Source organism: Mesorhizobium sp. B2-2-4, assembly GCF_006442375.1.
Classification (GTDB): Bacteria; Pseudomonadota; Alphaproteobacteria; order Rhizobiales; family Rhizobiaceae; genus Mesorhizobium.
On sequence record NZ_VFWB01000005.1, the window covers coordinates 341,701 to 357,107 of the forward strand.

At 66.0% G+C, this 15,407-nt stretch carries 12 protein-coding genes; 11 read left to right on the top strand and 1 reads right to left on the bottom strand.

The annotated features are described in order from the left end of the window. The first annotated feature begins 22 nt into the window (after positions 1-22). Both FJ959_RS15135 and FJ959_RS15140 read left to right on the top strand, forming a co-directional pair. On the top strand, positions 23-655 hold the full coding sequence (locus FJ959_RS15135) for a PQQ-binding-like beta-propeller repeat protein (RefSeq protein WP_140516071.1): 633 nt from the start codon (positions 23-25) through the stop codon (positions 653-655). Positions 656-807: 152 nt separating this feature from the next. Then, complete coding sequence (locus tag FJ959_RS15140; RefSeq protein ID WP_140500104.1) at positions 808-1,638, top strand: aldo/keto reductase; 831 nt, start codon at positions 808-810, stop codon at positions 1,636-1,638. Positions 1,639-1,861: 223 nt separating this feature from the next. Here the strand turns inward: FJ959_RS15140 and FJ959_RS15145 are convergent, their stop codons facing one another. Continuing rightward, positions 1,862-2,167 (bottom strand): hypothetical protein, encoded by a 306-nt coding sequence (locus tag FJ959_RS15145; protein WP_140500102.1) that lies wholly within the window; start codon positions 2,165-2,167, stop codon positions 1,862-1,864. A gap of 222 nt (positions 2,168-2,389) precedes the next feature. On the opposite strand from FJ959_RS15145, the gene FJ959_RS15150 reads away from it, so the two are divergent. The 9 genes from FJ959_RS15150 (at position 2,390) to FJ959_RS15190 (ending at position 15,403) form a co-directional block, all read left to right on the top strand. Then, positions 2,390-3,031 carry a glutathione S-transferase family protein gene (locus tag FJ959_RS15150; protein WP_140622956.1) on the top strand — a complete coding sequence of 214 codons (642 nt, stop codon included), beginning with the start codon at positions 2,390-2,392 and terminating at the stop codon, positions 3,029-3,031. Positions 3,032-3,287: 256 nt separating this feature from the next. After that, positions 3,288-4,832 carry an ATP-binding protein gene (locus FJ959_RS15155; protein ID WP_246674690.1) on the top strand — a complete coding sequence of 515 codons (1,545 nt, stop codon included), beginning with the start codon at positions 3,288-3,290 and terminating at the stop codon, positions 4,830-4,832. Between the two features lie 136 nt (positions 4,833-4,968). Then, positions 4,969-6,741: an N-6 DNA methylase gene (locus tag FJ959_RS15160; protein WP_246678929.1), complete on the top strand. Its 1,773-nt coding sequence runs from the start codon at positions 4,969-4,971 to the stop codon at positions 6,739-6,741. Next, the gene (locus FJ959_RS15165; protein WP_140622960.1) at positions 6,738-7,829 is read left to right on the top strand and encodes a BsuBI/PstI family type II restriction endonuclease; all 1,092 of its coding nucleotides are present in this window, start codon (positions 6,738-6,740) and stop codon (positions 7,827-7,829) included. The genes FJ959_RS15160 and FJ959_RS15165 overlap by 4 nt, the downstream gene beginning before the upstream one ends. Positions 7,830-8,016: 187 nt before the next feature. Next, positions 8,017-8,217 carry a hypothetical protein gene (locus FJ959_RS15170; RefSeq protein WP_140500096.1) on the top strand — a complete coding sequence of 67 codons (201 nt, stop codon included), beginning with the start codon at positions 8,017-8,019 and terminating at the stop codon, positions 8,215-8,217. 107 nt (positions 8,218-8,324) lie between these two features. Beyond that, entirely contained in the window at positions 8,325-9,515 is a 1,191-nt protein-coding gene (locus FJ959_RS15175) for an AraC family transcriptional regulator (protein WP_246674693.1), read from the top strand. A gap of 273 nt (positions 9,516-9,788) precedes the next feature. Further along, a complete protein-coding gene (locus FJ959_RS15180) occupies positions 9,789-10,208 on the top strand; it encodes an AraC family transcriptional regulator (protein WP_246678930.1) in 420 nt (139 codons plus the stop codon). Between the two features lie 196 nt (positions 10,209-10,404). After that, positions 10,405-14,808, top strand: a complete 4,404-nt coding sequence (locus FJ959_RS15185) for a YadA-like family protein (protein WP_140630630.1) — start codon at positions 10,405-10,407, stop codon at positions 14,806-14,808. A 7-nt stretch (positions 14,809-14,815) separates the two neighbouring features. Beyond that, entirely contained in the window at positions 14,816-15,403 is a 588-nt protein-coding gene (locus FJ959_RS15190) for an invasion associated locus B family protein (RefSeq protein WP_140500091.1), read from the top strand. Positions 15,404-15,407 lie beyond the last annotated feature (4 nt).

Genomic DNA, 15,407 nt, shown 5'->3' on the forward strand with positions numbered 1-15,407 from the left:
GATCAAAGGTGAGGATGAAGACATGAAACATGCGGCGGCCGAAATCCTGCGTGAATACGGCCCCTTTGCGGGCGTGGACAGCGTGCATGGGGTGAGCTTCGATGGGCAGAACGTCTGGTTTGCCTCGGGCAAGCGGCTCACCGCCTTCGACCCGGAGAGCGGGCAGGCGGTGCGCTCGATCGATGTCGCCGCGCATGCCGGGACGGCCTATGATGGCCAGTACCTCTACCAGCTCGCCAAGGACCGGATCCAGAAGATCGATCCCGGCACCGGCGCGGTGCTGTCCACCATTCCGGCGCCCGGCGGCGGCGGCGATTCCGGCCTCACCTGGGCCGAGGGCACGTTGTGGGTGGGGCAGAACCGCCAGCGCAAGATCCACCAGATCGACCCTGAGACCGGGGCGATCCTGCGCGTCATCGAATCCAACCGCTTCGTCACCGGCGTGACCTGGGTCGATGGCGAGCTGTGGCACGGCACCTGGGAAGGCGACCAGAGCGATGTGCGGCGCGTCGACCCGGAGAACGGAGACGTGCTGGAACGGCTCGACATGCCGCCCGGCAAGGGCGTGTCGGGGCTCGAATCCGACGGCGGCGACCGCTTCTTCTGCGGCGGCGGCCCGGGCGGCGTGGTGAGGACCGTGCGCCGACCGAAATGAGGGCTAATCTTCGCGGTGAGCTCAAATGCCAACGAAAGCGACAAGAGCATCGTCTGTGTCGATCACACATTCGGCAATTTGTCCGCCGCCGGCTGGCCGTTGCCCGATGCCGGGCCTAGATAGGCTGGACCATCTTCGCAGAGGACCAGACCATGCCTGAACAGATTTCGTTGAACGACGGCTCGACCATTCCCCGGCTCGGCCTTGGCGTGTGGCAAGTCGATCCCGCTATCACCGCCAAGGTGGTGGGTTGGGGGATCAAGGCCGGCTACAGGCTGATCGACACCGCCGAAGGCTACCAGAACGAGAAGGGCGTCGGGGAGGCGATCCGGGGCGCGGGCGTGCCGAGGGGCGAGCTGTTCATCACCTCGAAGCTGCGCAACGGCGCGCACCAGCGCGATGCCGCATTGCGCGCCTTCGAGGATACGATGGACAAGCTCGGTATCGAACAGATCGACCTGTTCCTCATCCACTGGCCGGTGCCCAGCCAGGACAAATATGTCGAGGCCTGGCAGACATTGGTCGAGCTGCAGAAAGCCGGCCGGATCAAATCGGTCGGCGTGTCGAATTTCAACCGGGATCACCTGGAGCGCATCATCGGCGAAACCGGCGTCACGCCAGCCGTCAACCAGATCGAGCTGCATCCGCGTTTCCAGCAGCGCGAGATCAGGGAGTTCCATGCCCGGCACAACATCCACACCGAAAGCTGGAGCCCGCTCGGCAGCGGCAGGCTGCTCAGCGACGCGACCATAGCAGGCATCGCCGCAAAGCACGGCAAGTCCGCGGCGCAGACGATGATCCGCTGGCATCTCCAGGAAGGGCTGATCGTCATCCCGAAATCGGTCCACCAGGACCGCATATCGGCCAATTTCGACGTCTTCGATTTCGAACTGGACGCGCAGGACCTGAAGGCCATCCGCGGCATGGATTCAGCCGATGGCCGCGTCGGGCCGAACCCTGCGACGGCGGCGTTCTTGTTTTGAGGTCACCAACGTTTTTACTCTACGGCGCCCCCCTCTGTCCTGCCGGACATCTCCCCCACAAGGGGGGAGATTGGCAGCTTTGGCTCCGGCGCTACATTCTTCAACGTTGAAGATTGGCGAAAGCATTCGCGACAGCCGATCTCCCCCCTTGTGGGGGAGATGCCCGGCAGGGCAGAGGGGGGCTGTCCCGCCGGCGTCTCAGGAGATCAGCAGCTTCAGTGCCTCAAATCCCCGAGCCGTCGAGCTGCTGGGCGTCGTCGCCTTCCCAGGGCGAGGGCATGGAGGCGCGGGCGAGGTTGGCCGAGGGCATCGGCATCCAGCATTTCAGCTCGGGCTCGGCATATTCGACGATGCGGCCGGGCGAGGAGTCCGACGCGCGCCAGCCTTCTTCGCCGAACTGGTCGCCATCCGACCAATAGGCGAGGTCGACTTCCGCCGGCCCCTGCTCGGACGGCCGGACCGTGACGAGGATCCGGCTGCCGTCCTTGGGCGCGCTTGACATGTGGCGCCAGCGGTCGGGCTCATCCATCGCTCATCCTCCTCGGGATCCATTGCCATGCTTCGAGAGGGATAGTCGCCTCGCGTCCGGAAGCGGTCAACCCGGACTTTTCGCAAAACCGGTCCTTGCGGTCGCGACCTCATTGTCGGATTCGATCGGCGCTATCCGTCCTTGTCGTGCATGCCGCAACAAGGAGCGAGGCGATGGCGAGTGACAAGGTCGGGGCCGAAACCGCACGGGGCGGACGCGGAGATGAAACTGTTCTTCAGCCGCAACCCCAATCCGCGCCTGGGAGTCGCGGTGGCCCGTCACCTCGGGGCGAAGGTCGCGTTCGAATTCGCTTCGCCCATGGCGCCGGGGCAGGCGGAGCGGTTCCGTCCGCTCAATCCCAATCTTTCCCTGCCCTTGCTGGCCTGGCCTGGAGGGAGCCTCTGGGAAGCGGACGCCATAGCCTGCCGGCTTTCGCGCGACATGGGTTCGGATTTCTGGCGCGCGGGCGACGACGAACCCGAGATGATCCGTTGGCTGAGCTGGGGCAAGGAAGAGTTCGTCAGGGCCTGTGACATCGTGCATTTCGAGCGCGGCACCAAGCAGCGCTATGGCATCGGTCCGATCGACGCGGAAAAGGTCGCGGAGGGACTGGAACAGTTCCACAGGACAGCGCTGATCCTCGAGGCGGCACTTGGCCGGCGGCCATGGCTGGCCGGGACTTCGGTCTCCTATGCCGATTTCCGCATGGCGACGTTCCTACCCTTCAACGACGCCGCCCGCTTGCCGCTCGGCGACTATCCCCAAATCGAGCGCTGGTATCGCCGGCTCGAAGAGATCGAGGCCTGGCGCGATCCGTTCCAGGGGCTGGACGCGCCCGCATTGGCACCGGTCCCCGGACGGTGATGCCCGCGTGAGACGACGCGGGAGCGGTCGACCAGGCTTCAGGGCTTGAATCGCGATTCCGCTTCAACTGCTTGTTTTCACGTCCATCCGAAAACGATTGCGCGCTTGTCATGCGATCGTTCAGCCCGCCGGATGTTCGCATCAGGCAGGCAGCATTTCGCACAACTGTGCGCAACGCCCAACCGGCGGCCATCGGCGCTCGACGCTTTGCAATCGGGTTGATAAGTCCCTCTGCGAAGGAGCGGCTGAGTCTGATATGACCGTTGCGATCGAGATGGGACAGACGACCGCCGGCGCGCCGGCGGCGCTGGATCTTGAGGAACTGCTGGCGACCCGCCTTCTGGTGCAGGGCAATTCGGGCTCCGGCAAGTCGCATCTCCTGCGCCGGCTGCTCGAGCAGAGCGCGCCCTGGGTGCAGCAGACCATCATCGACCCCGAAGGCGACTTCGTGTCGCTGGGCGAGCGCTACGGCCACCTGGTGATCGACGCCGAGGAGCATACCGAGCGCGGGTTGCAGAGCGCCGGCGAGCGGGCGCGCATCCACCGCGTATCCACTGTGCTCAACCTCGAAGGGCTCGACGCCGAGAACCAGATGCGGCGGGCGGCGGCCTTCCTCGGCGGACTGTTCGAGGTCGCGCGCGACCATTGGTACCCGATGCTGGTGGTGGTGGACGAGGCGCAGCTGTTCGCGCCGGCGGTGGCCGGCGAGGTCTCCGACGAGGCACGCAAACTCTCGCTCGGCGCCATGACCAATCTGATGTGCCGCGGCCGCAAGCGCGGGCTGGCCGGCATCATCGCCACGCAGCGCCTGGCCAAGCTCGCCAAGAATGTCGCGGCGGAAGCCTCCAATTTCCTGATGGGGCGCACCTTCCTCGACATCGACATGGCGCGCGCGGCCGATCTGCTTGGCATGGAGCGGCGGCAGGCGGAGGCCTTTCGCGACCTGGAACGCGGACACTTCATGGCGCTGGGCCCGGCGCTGTCGCGCCGTCCGCTCGGCCTGCGCATCGGGCCGACGGATACGAGCCCGCGCAACGGTACGCCGCGGCTGATGCCGTTGCCGGAAGCGGCGTTGGAGGATGCCCGCGCGATCATCCTGGCGGCACCGCCGCCGGAGGCCGTGCGGCCGCAGCGGCGGGTGACATCGCCGGACCTGCTCAACCAGCTGATGGCGGCGAAGTCCGCGGCGCTGGAGATCCGCCCCGAACCGGCCGAGCCGGCGCCCAGCGCCGAGGACCTGGCGGAGCGGCGCGAGCGGATGGACCGCATCCTGCGCGCCATATTGGCCGAGCCCGACGCGGGCTTCCGCGTCATCGGCGTGCTCTACCAGGAGTTCGTGGTGCGCTGCCGCATCGAGGGGCTGGCGTCGGTCGTGCCCGATCTGCAGGAGTTCCGCCGCATGCTGACGCGAGCCCGCGCCGGCGTGGGTTCCGATATGGCCGAGGACGATGCGTGGCGCGACGTCTCCGTGCGCGCCTCGCTGCTGCCCGAGGACATGCAGGGCGTGTTCATGATGGTCGCCCGCGCGGCAAAGGAAGGCTGGCCCTGCCCGAGCGACGCCGCGATCGCCCGCGCCTATGGCTCGCACTCCATGCGCCGCGCCCGGCGCCTGCTCACCTATATCGAAGAGCAGGGCCTGATCGTGTGCCAGCTCGACGGTACCGGCCGGCGCACCGTCACGCTGGTGGAACTCGCCTGGGCGACGGCGCCGGGCGACCCAAATGCGGCGCCGGGCGACCGCAACGCGGCGCCGGGCGATCCCAATACCGAGGAGACGAAGCAGGGCAGCCTGGCGCTGTGATCAATGCATGCGCGCGGCACGGTTGCGGTTTTCCACTGGAACATAACGAGAACATGTGATACTCTATCGCATCGGTGAGTCTTGCGCGGTACGGTCGAGGGCGATGGGAAAAGTTTCACAGATTCGCGGGTCGAAATTGCCTGCCGTCTTGCGCTCGGTGGCTGATGCATTGCGAGTGGCGCGCGCGGAGCTGTCGAAGGCTCGCCTGCTGGCGCGCGCATGGTGCGAGACGATCGATGAATGCGACCGCGAAACCTATGCGGTTTCGCTGACCCGGCGCGCGCTGGAGGCCTTGTCGGCGGCCCTCGGCATTTCCCCGGCGATCTGCCCCTCGCTCGCCTTCGATACGGAGGCGCTGGACGAGCCGGCTTCCGCGCTTGCGCACAGCATCGGGGAGACCGCCGCGCGGCTGCCGATCCTCGAAGCGCTGCATCTCGTCACCAGCCTCTATCCGGTCCTGCTGCCGACCAGGGAGCGCGGTGAGCGCGGTGCCTTCTACACGCCGCCGGCGCTGGTCAATCGCCTGCTCGACCAGGCCGAGGAAGAGGGCCTGGACTGGCGCAGCGCACGGGTTCTCGATCCCGCCGCCGGCGGTGGGACGTTTCTGTTTCATGCCGCGCACCGCATGATCGCCGCGCTCGGCGATTGCGAGCCAGCCTTCGCGCTCAGCCATGTCGGCACCAGGCTTGCCGGTTTCGAGCTCGATCCCCTCGCGGCGCGGCTGGCGCAAGGCGCCCTGGAGATCGCGCTCGCCGATATCGCGACCAGGGCCGGGCGCGCCGCCCCCGCCATCGTGACGGCCTGCAACACGCTTGAAGCCGATCCGGAACCCGTCTTCGATCTCGTCGTCGGCAATCCGCCCTATGGGCGGGTCTCGCTGCCGTCGCGATTGCGCGAGCGCTATGCGCGCGGCCTCTACGGGCACGCCAATCTCTACGGCGTTTTCACCGACGCCGCGCTGCGCTGGACCAAGCCTGGCGGCCTCATCGCCTTCCTGACGCCGACAAGCTTTCTCGGCGGCCAATACTACTCGGCGCTGCGCAGCCTTCTGGCCAACGAGGCGCCGCCCGTCGCGATCGACTTCGTGCATGCGCGGCGCGGCGTTTTCGAGGACGTGCTGCAGGAGACGCTGCTTGCCGTCTATGTCAACGGCGCGCAGCCGCGGCGCGCGCAGATCCACTACGTGACCGTCGCCTCCGAGACCGAGGCCGGGATTGCCCGCAACGGCACGATAGGCTTGCCATCCGACCGCGCCATGCCTTGGCTTGCGCCGCGCACGCCGGAGCACAGCCGGCTCATCGCCCGGGCCGAGACGATGACGCATCGCCTCGTCGACTGGGGCTATGGGGTTTCGACCGGCCCGCTGGTCTGGAACCGCTTCAAGGGTCAATTGCGCGATCGCGCCGGCGGCAAGGGGGTGCATCCGTTGATCTGGGCCGAAGCCGTGACCTCCGACGGCCAGTTCGCCTATCGCGCGCGCAAGAAGAACCACGCCCCTTACTTCAAGCTGGAGGCCGGCGATGGCTGGCTGCTTGTCGAGGAGCCCTGCATCCTCGTCCAGCGCACCACCGCCAAGGAACAGGCCCGCCGCCTGATCGCCGCCGAACTTCGCCAGGAATTCATCGATGCGCATGGCGGCGTCGTCGTCGAAAACCATCTCAACATGGTCCGCGCGACCGGCAGCACGAAGGTGCCGGCGGCGGTCGTGGCGGCGCTATTGAACAGCCGTGTCGTCGACGATCTTTTCCGCTGCATCAGCGGCAGCGTCGCCGTTTCCGCCTTCGAGCTCGAAGCGCTGCCGCTGCCGCCGCCCAGGAGCATCCAGGCATTGGAAAGGCTGGTCACCGCCGGTGCACCGCGCGACAGGATCGAGGCGGAATGCAGCCGCCTCTACGGTGGGCCTGCATGACGGCACGGCCGCCCTATGCGACGCGCGATCTTGTCGCCGGGCGCCTGCCGCTGATCTTTCCGGAAGGCACGCCGAACCGCATCTATTGCATCCGCGAACTTGCCGCCAGCACCGTGTTCGCCGCTCTCTACATCGGCGCCGTCGAGGGTTCGGGGCGATTCCTGGGCCCTGTCCATGTTTATCGCATGACCCGCGAGCAGGCGGCGCTGGCGGACGATGCAGATCGGGATGCCTACGCCGCAACCGTCCTGCGCAAGAACGGCGCCGTCGCGGGATCACGCTGGTACGCGGACAATACGCGCGAGCCCATCCGCGACGAGACGCTGCGGGACGGGCTGGTGGCGATCGGCTCGGTGCTGCGTCGCGAGGATCTGCCGACGACTTCAGGCCAGCCCCGCTATGCGCTGAGGGCGGCATTTGCAGCCCTGTTCGACCCGGCGCTGGAAGGCGAGGCGCTGGAAACCGCCATCGCGGACTTCCAGGAAACGCATCTCAGCAAGGGCGCGCTGGCCCGCGTGACCATCATGCGCGCCGGCGCTGTCGCCAACACCGCCGGCATCCGCGTCACGTTTCCGAACGGCGACACCAGGCTTTTGGCGCCGGGACCGAGTTCGGTCATCGCGCAAGCCGTCATCGAGGTGTTCGCCAAACGGTTTCTCGCCGCCCCTGCCATGTTGTGGCTGAGCGAGAGCGGCAACAAGGTGGTCCTGCGCGACGACGCCATCGCCAGTGCGATCGGCCTCAAGATCGAGGCCGACAGGAACTTGCCCGACATCATCCTCGCCGATCTCGGCCGCAAGGAGCCGTTGATCCTGTTCGTGGAAGTGGTGGCGACCGATGGCGCGATCACGGATCGCCGGCGCGATGCCCTCCATGCTGTCACGGACGCGGCCGGTTTCGACCGAAAACAGATCGCGTTCCTGACCGCCTATCAGGATCGCCAGTCCGCCGGCTTCAAGAAGACCGTCGCGCAGCTTGCCTGGGGCTCGTTCGCCTGGTTCGTCTCCGAACCCGGCCAACTCCTCGTGCTTCATGACGGCGCGGCCGACGGGCGTCCATTCGGCAGCTTGCCTTGGACAGTGATGTAATAACGCTTCCCCAGCGTCACTAGGACAGCCGGTCGATACACGGATTATCCGGTGTTGCGCTCCGTTGGCGGCCTAGCCTGCTATGTTTAATGTTGGAGTTATTGTATAGGAATAAGGTCTGGCGAATAGCACTTCGTTTGTTGGGAACGAGTAGCATTTCGTTTGATGGCGAGGGGAGCGCCAAACGATGAAGTTCAACTTCGATGGACCTCCAGTGGATGAATCCGAGGCTGACATCCCGCTCGCCTGCCAGCGCCAATTGTTGCCTCTCGTGGGCGAAATCGTCGAGGCGGCTGTCGCGGCCGGCTGGGACAAGGATGATGTGCTTCTGGCTTTTGTGGAACTCGCGTGGGATCTTTACGAAAAAGGTCGCGGGGACCCGCAATAGACGGCCGTGAACGACTGGCTCCGCGCCGCGCCGTTGCGTGCCACTGATGCCGAACAACGCTGTCGAACCACAGGGCCGACACAGCCTCGCATGTGAACTCCTCCTTCGTGACCGATGCGTTGCCGGCTTACGCCCGGGCCGACGAATCCGGAAGCGAAGATCCGTCAAGGCTCTTCGCTATTGACAGAAATGCTGCTGAACTTCCTTCGACGGTCAGTTCTTCTTTCTTATCTCGAATAAAGAATTTTCTTTGCGCGTGGAAGTTCTTTTCAATTCGAGGCGTGTGCGTTACGTTGATTCCGGGTCAGGGGAAGGGGATACCAAGCGGCGGTAAGCCGGCTGAGGCAACACGTATGAAACATGCGGGCGGGGCTCGGGAAAGCGGCGATTCCCAGGGCGTCGATCAAGAGCGGACAGCTCGATACGTCCTGGATATCATTCCGGAAAGTGCTGGTCCCAGAAGAGCCACCGCCCGCGGAAGCGTCATCTATTCCGTCCGCAGTCCGGGATCGCAGAAATTCCTGGCCAGGGAGCATTCCACGGGGATTGTGCTGAGGCCGGCACGCAAGCTGAGAGCCTCGCTCGGCAGTGACAGGATCACGCAGTACGATGCGCCGGTCGGCTGTCTCGTCGTCAATCCGGCGGGCGTCGACAGCACGCTGGCCTGGTCGCAGACCAGGGAGAACGCCGTCGTTTCGATCTCTCCCGAAGCGCTGTCCGAGCTGGCGGCCCATGAGTTCGACCTCCCGGACGTCAAGCTCGAGCCGCCCGCGTTCGGCACGGTTGACCTGAGGGCGCTCAACATAGCCCAGATGATCACTGCCGAACTGACCGACAGGCTGCCGCCGAACGAGCTCTATCTGGACTCGCTGCTGACGGTGTTCGGGGTGCATCTGCTGCGCGGTTATACGGGTCGCAAGAGGCAGGCCGCGTCGCCCAAAGGCGGGCTCTCCGCCGTTGGCGCCCGACGCGTGCGAGAGTATCTCGACCAGAACTTCGTGCGGAAAGTCATGGTCGCCGAGCTCGCGTCGGTCGCGGGGGTGTCACCAAATCATTTCATAGCAAGGTTCGCCGGGACATTCGGCATGCCGCCGCATCGGTATCTGATCAACCTGCGCCTCGATCTCGCGGAAAAGCTGCTGGCCGGCGGAGAGTTGCCGATTGCCGAAGTCGCCTACCTTGCCGGATTTTCGGATCAGAGCCACCTGGCCGCGACCATGAAGAGATACAGGGGAAGGACGCCAGGCGGGCTGGTGACGCTTTCCGCAGGAATTGAAAGCCCGGCCATGGCAAAGTAGCAACAGCTGCCGGCCAGCGATCCAAGACCGGAATTTCCTACAAGGCTTCCGGAGTTTTTCAAAATACGTCCGTCACCACCTGTGCCCCAAGCTTTGCTGGAGTCATTTGGAATGCCATTCAGTTCGCGCATTGCTTGCCATCCGGCCGGGTCGATCACATGAGCGGGGTTGGCGATGCGGGCCCGCTTCGATCAATCACGAATTGTTTTTCGGGGGAACGGGGAGGGAGGCCTCGGGTTGAAGTTCATCTTGGAAATATCGGGAGGCCGAAAAATGCCGGGCGCTGATGGTCCCCCCGGATCGGTTTCCGGAGCCAATCCGGCCCGGCAGCCGCTGCTCAACGTGAAGGGCGGGCTTTCCGTCCGCAGTGCGCGCAAGGTGCAGGAGTTCCTGAACGAGAACTTCTCGCGCAAGCTGGCGCTTGCCGAAATGGCCGCCGTCTGCGGATTTTCATCGTACCACTTCGTGCGCGCCTTCTCCAGGACGTTCGGCATGCCGCCGCATCAATATGTTCTCGATCTCAGGCTGGACTTCGCGGAAAGACTTCTTGCCGACAGCCGCATGACCATCGCCGACATCGCCCATCTGAGCGGGTTTTCGAGCCAGAGCCACTTCACCACCATGATGAAGAAATACCGGCAGATGACGCCGATGCAGGCACGGGCGGCCAAGTTTAACGCAAAGATTAGATGAAGCCGCGCTCTCGTCACTATTTGATTACTTGATTTTAAAGCAGTTGCTAAGGTAACGAGCCGTTAACCTCCGCGTATATGCTCGTATCTTTTCTCACAAGACAGCAATTTCGTGAAATACCGCGAAGGGGAATCATGTCTTCCTGCTGTGGAGTGGAAGTGTCAGACATTTCGTGCCGGCCAGCGGAGAGGGAACCATGACCGACAATCATATTTCGGGCGGCCATATTTCGGGCGGCTCGCTCCTTGTTCAGCGCCGTGCGGCGCATTTCGCCAGTCACTGGATCGCGAATGGCGATCCTCGGTCCCGCTCGGCCCGGCGCCGCTTGATGGCGGTCCTGCGCATGGCGCATCGTGCGCTGGGCATGGGGCGCAAGCGCTTGGGGCTGGGAACGCTGGGCGTCGGCGGGGCGCTCGGGACCGCCGTGACGCTGGGCGCCTTCGCGATCGGCATGGCCGCGACGCCGGCTCAGGCGCAATATCAGGCCGGCGGCGGGTCGGCGACCGCTCCCGAGGCCATCGCGGTCGGAAACGGCTCAAACGCCAGCCTTAACTGGGCCATAGCGCTCGGTTTCCAGGCCCAATCGACGGCGCAATACGGCGTCGCCATTGGTCGCACCGCGTCGGCCACGGGCACCGGCGGCGCAGTGGCGATCGGCTCCGGTACGATTTCAAACAATATCAACACGGTAGCGATCGGCGTCGCCGCGGGTGCCACTGGGGCCGGGGCCAGCGCGCTGGGCACCAACGCCCAAGCTTCGGGAGGGAACTCCACCGCAGTCGGTGTCAGCGCCACGGCCAGCAACAACTATGCGTTCGCCGCTGGCTACGGATCCGTAGCCAGCGGGCTGCGCAGCACTGCGATTGGGCAGTTCGCAGGGGCGTCCGGGCTGGACGCTGTTGCACAAGGCACCAGCACCGTTGCGAACAGCCAAAATGCCGTCGCCGTCGGCTTCCAGTCGACCGCAACCGCGATAAACGCCGTCTATCTCGGCTCGCGCACCGCTGCCGGGACGGGAGCCTTGGCCCAGAGCGCCATTGCTATCGGTACGGACGTGACGGCGTCTCAGGTCGACACCACCGCAATCGGACGCCAAAGCAAGGCAACGGGAACGGGCGCCACGGCGATGGGTAAGAACGCCAGCGCCTGGGGCAACCAGTCCATTGCATTCGGTGTGGGCGCGCAGGCAGGCGTGCAGGCCGACACGGCCGTGCCCAACAGCATCGCCATCGGCACCAGCGCGCTTGCGAATAAGAACAACGCGATGGCGCTCGGCACGCTGGCCAATGCCACGGAGGACGGTGCCATCGCCATGGGCTCCTCTACCAACGCGACAGCCACGCAGGCCGTGGCGCTTGGCGTTTCCGTCAACGCCACTGGCGCCGGCGCCACCGTGGTGGGCAGCGCAGGCTCCACTGCGTCCGGTGCCTACTCCATTGTGGTAGGCGCCACCAGTACCGCGAGCGGAGCCAATTCCATCGCCATCGGCCCCTCGACCAACGCGACGGCGGCTAACACCATCGCCTTGGGCGCCAGCGCCAAGGCGGATTCCGCCGAAGCGGTCGCCATGGGCACCAATGCGGTAGCGACCGGCGGCAAGGCCGTCTCCATCGGCTCCGGCAACACCGCCTTTGGCGACGGCGCGGTCTCGATCGGCGACCCGAGCTATGCCAGCGGCACCGGCGCCTTCACCGGCGGCGCCAACAACATCGCCAACAGCGACGGCACGGCGACCGCCACCGCGGCCAACATGGCCAACGGCGCCGTCGCGATCGGCAACAGCAACAAGGCGATCGGGCAAGGTTCCGTGGCGCTGGGCAACGGCTCGACGGCGGGCGCCGCCGGTCTTGCGGGCAATGTCGCGATTGGCGATGGCGCGACGGCGGCGGCAAGCTCCGGCGACGTGGCGCTCGGTTCGGGCTCGGTGACCACCACGGCGGTCGGCACGGCCAGCGGGGTGGTCAACGGCACCACCTACGCCTTCCAGGGCACCAACCCGACCTCGACGGTCAGCATCGGCGCGGCCGGCGCGGAACGCACCATCACCAACCTGGCGGCTGGGCGGATCAGCGCGCTCTCGACCGACGCCATCAACGGCTCGCAGCTCTTCGCCACCAACCAGGCGGTCGATGCCATCGGCGCCGTCGTCAACAACATCAATGTCGGCGGCGGCATCAAGTATTTCCATGCCAACTCGACGCTGGCGGATTCGCAGGCGCTGGGAGCCGATTCCGTCGCTGTCGGCCCGAATGCGGTCGCCAACAATGCCGGCGATGTCGCGATCGGCCTGAATTCGACGTCGGGCGCCACGACCAATGTCGGCGGCACGACGATCGGCGGCGTCAACTATACCTTCGCCGGCGGCACGCCGGCGGGCGCCTTCTCGGTCGGCTCGGCCGGCGCCGAGCGCCAGATCCAGAACGTCGCGGCCGGACAGTTGAACGGCGGTTCGACCGATGCCGTCAACGGCTCGCAGCTCTTCGCCACCAACCAGCAGGTGACCCAGAACACGACCGACATTGCCAATATCGGCGCTGGCGTGACCAATCTCGGCAACACGATCAACAACATCACCGGCGACACCTCGACCGTCTTCACCGACGCCAATGGCGAAGGCATCCGCTATGCCCGCACCAACGAGTTCGGGCTGGCGCAGACCGATTCCTTCGCCCAAGGCGTCGGTTCCACGGCGGTCGGCTACAATGCGACCGCGACCGGCGTCAGCGCGCTGGCGCTCGGCCGCGACAGCAATGCCAGCATCGACGGCGGCGTGGCGCTCGGCTCGGGTTCGCTCTCCGATCGTCCGATCGCTCCGGCTACCGGGCAACTGCCCGCCGGCCCATCCAACTTCATCCAGTACAACACCACCGACAAGGCGCTGCTCGGCGCCGTTTCGGTCGGCAACGCCACCTCCTACCGGCAGATCACCAATGTCGCCGACGGCACGCAGGACCAGGACGCGGTGACGGTGCGCCAGCTCGCGGGCGCCATCGCCGCCGTGTCGGCCACCTCGACCAAGTATTTCCATGCCAATTCGGTGGCGGCCGACTCGCTGGCGGTCGGCGCGGAATCGGTCGCGGTCGGTCCGACCACGGTCGTCAACGGCGATAACGGCATCGGCATCGGTAACGGCGCCATCGTCGACCAGACGGCGCCCGGCGGAACCGCCATCGGCCAGAACGCCCATGTGATGCTGGCGGACGGCCTGGCCTTCGGCACCAATTCGCTCGCCTCCGGCATCCAGTCGGTGGCGCTCGGCGCCGGCGCGCAAAGCACCTTCATCAACAGCGTGGCGCTGGGCGCGCAGTCCATCACCTCGGTCGGCGCGCAGGCCGGCTACGCGGCCTTTGCCCTGACCGCCCCGCAGACCTCGGTGGGCGAGGTGTCGATCGGCGACGCCGGAGCTGAACGCAAGCTCACCAATGTCGCGGCGGGCTCGGCCGACACCGACGGCGTCAACGTCTCGCAGCTGCGCGGCGTGTCGCAAAACGTGACCAACCTGTTCGGCGGCAACACCACGCTCAACCCCGACGGTTCGATCACCGGGCCGACCTACACCGTCCAGGGCAACACCTACACGACCGTCTATGACGGGCTCACGGCGGTCGACAATGCCTTGACCACCATCAGCAATGGCGGCGGCATCAAGTACTTCCACGCCAATTCGTCGCTGGCCGACAGTATCGCCGGCGGCACCGACGCCGTGGCGATCGGACCCGAAAGCGTGGCGAGCGGCAACGACAGCCTGGCCGCCGGCCATGGCTCTACCGCTACCGGGACGGGCGCCGTCGCGCTCGGCCAGGGCGCGCAGGCCAACAACGCCAACGATGTGGCGCTCGGCTCCGGCTCGGTGACGCAGACCGCCGTCGGCACCTCCAGCACCGTCATCAACGGCAAGACCTACGCCTTTGCCGGCACGACGCCGACCGGAACAGTCAGCGTCGGCGATGCCGGTGCGGAGAGGACGATCACCAATGTCGCAGCCGGACGGATCGCCGCCGACAGCACCGACGCGATCAATGGTTCACAGCTCTTCGCCTCCAACCAGGCGATCGAGGCCCTGCAAACCGGCGTCGGAAATCTCAACCAGAATGCGGTGACCTATGACACGCAGGGCGGCGCCAAGACGAACACCATCACGCTGCAAGGCGGAGACGTCAACGCGCCGGTCGTCATCTCCAACGTCGGACCTGGCGTCGCCGGCACCGACGCGGTCAATGTCAACCAGCTGACCAAGGGCCTGGACACCGCCATCAGCACATCCAACAGCTATACCGACAAGGTGGCGGCCACGACCCTGCAACAGGCCAACGACTATACCGACCAGAAACTCGGCCAGCTGAATTCGGACATCAGCGGCATCCGCGACGAAGCCCGGCAAGCGGCGGCAATCGGCCTCGCCGCCGCCTCGCTGCGCTACGACGACCGTCCCGGAAAGCTGAGCGTCGCGGCGGGCGGCGGCTTCTGGCGGGATGCCAGCGCCTTTGCCTTCGGCGCGGGCTACACCAGCGAGGACGGCCGCATCCGCGGCAATGTCTCGGGCACGGCGGCGGGCGGAAATGTCGGTGTCGGCGCCGGCCTGAGCTTCACGTTAAACTGAGGCGGGAATGAACGGGGCAACCAGCCGTCATGCCCGGCTTTTCCTCCTGACCTGCCTGGCGCTTGCCGGCGGCCTGTCCTTGGCCGCCGGGCCAGCCGCCGCGCAAGCGACCGCGCCCTACAGGATCAAGCCATCCGACGTGGCGGTGCCGCCGGATGTGAAGCTGGGCCAATACCAGCGCACCATCCGGCCCTTCGAGAACTGGACGCTGATCTGCGACGAGAACCTCAAGGCGCGCAAGAAGGTCTGCAATGTCTCGCAGGTGATCGAGGACGGGGCCGGCAGGATGGCCTTCAGCTGGTCGCTCGCGGCCACGCAGGACGGCAAGCCCTACATGATCCTGCGCACCGCGCCGAACGCCAAAAGCGACGGCCTGGTGTCGCTGAAGTTCGACGGGCGCGACCCGATCGACGTCCACTTGAACGGCTGCAACGAAGTGGTCTGCGTCGGCATGCTGCCGGTGGGGCCCGTCATGCGCCAGCAGATAGTGCAGAAAGCGACGCCGGCCATCTCCTACCCGACCGTCGACGGCCAGACGATTACCGTGACCGCAACGCTCAAGGGGCTGTCCGAGGCCCTTGCGCCAATCAAATAACCGA

Coding starts and splice junctions, on each gene's coding strand:
- FJ959_RS15135 (WP_140516071.1), top strand. CDS start 23: ATGAAACATGCGGCGGCCGAAATCCTGCGTGAATACGGCCCCTTTGCG.
- FJ959_RS15140 (WP_140500104.1), top strand. CDS start 808: ATGCCTGAACAGATTTCGTTGAACGACGGCTCGACCATTCCCCGGCTC.
- FJ959_RS15145 (WP_140500102.1), bottom strand. CDS start 2,167: ATGGATGAGCCCGACCGCTGGCGCCACATGTCAAGCGCGCCCAAGGAC.
- FJ959_RS15150 (WP_140622956.1), top strand. CDS start 2,390: ATGAAACTGTTCTTCAGCCGCAACCCCAATCCGCGCCTGGGAGTCGCG.
- FJ959_RS15155 (WP_246674690.1), top strand. CDS start 3,288: ATGACCGTTGCGATCGAGATGGGACAGACGACCGCCGGCGCGCCGGCG.
- FJ959_RS15165 (WP_140622960.1), top strand. CDS start 6,738: ATGACGGCACGGCCGCCCTATGCGACGCGCGATCTTGTCGCCGGGCGC.
- FJ959_RS15170 (WP_140500096.1), top strand. CDS start 8,017: ATGAAGTTCAACTTCGATGGACCTCCAGTGGATGAATCCGAGGCTGAC.
- FJ959_RS15180 (WP_246678930.1), top strand. CDS start 9,789: ATGCCGGGCGCTGATGGTCCCCCCGGATCGGTTTCCGGAGCCAATCCG.
- FJ959_RS15185 (WP_140630630.1), top strand. CDS start 10,405: ATGACCGACAATCATATTTCGGGCGGCCATATTTCGGGCGGCTCGCTC.
- FJ959_RS15190 (WP_140500091.1), top strand. CDS start 14,816: ATGAACGGGGCAACCAGCCGTCATGCCCGGCTTTTCCTCCTGACCTGC.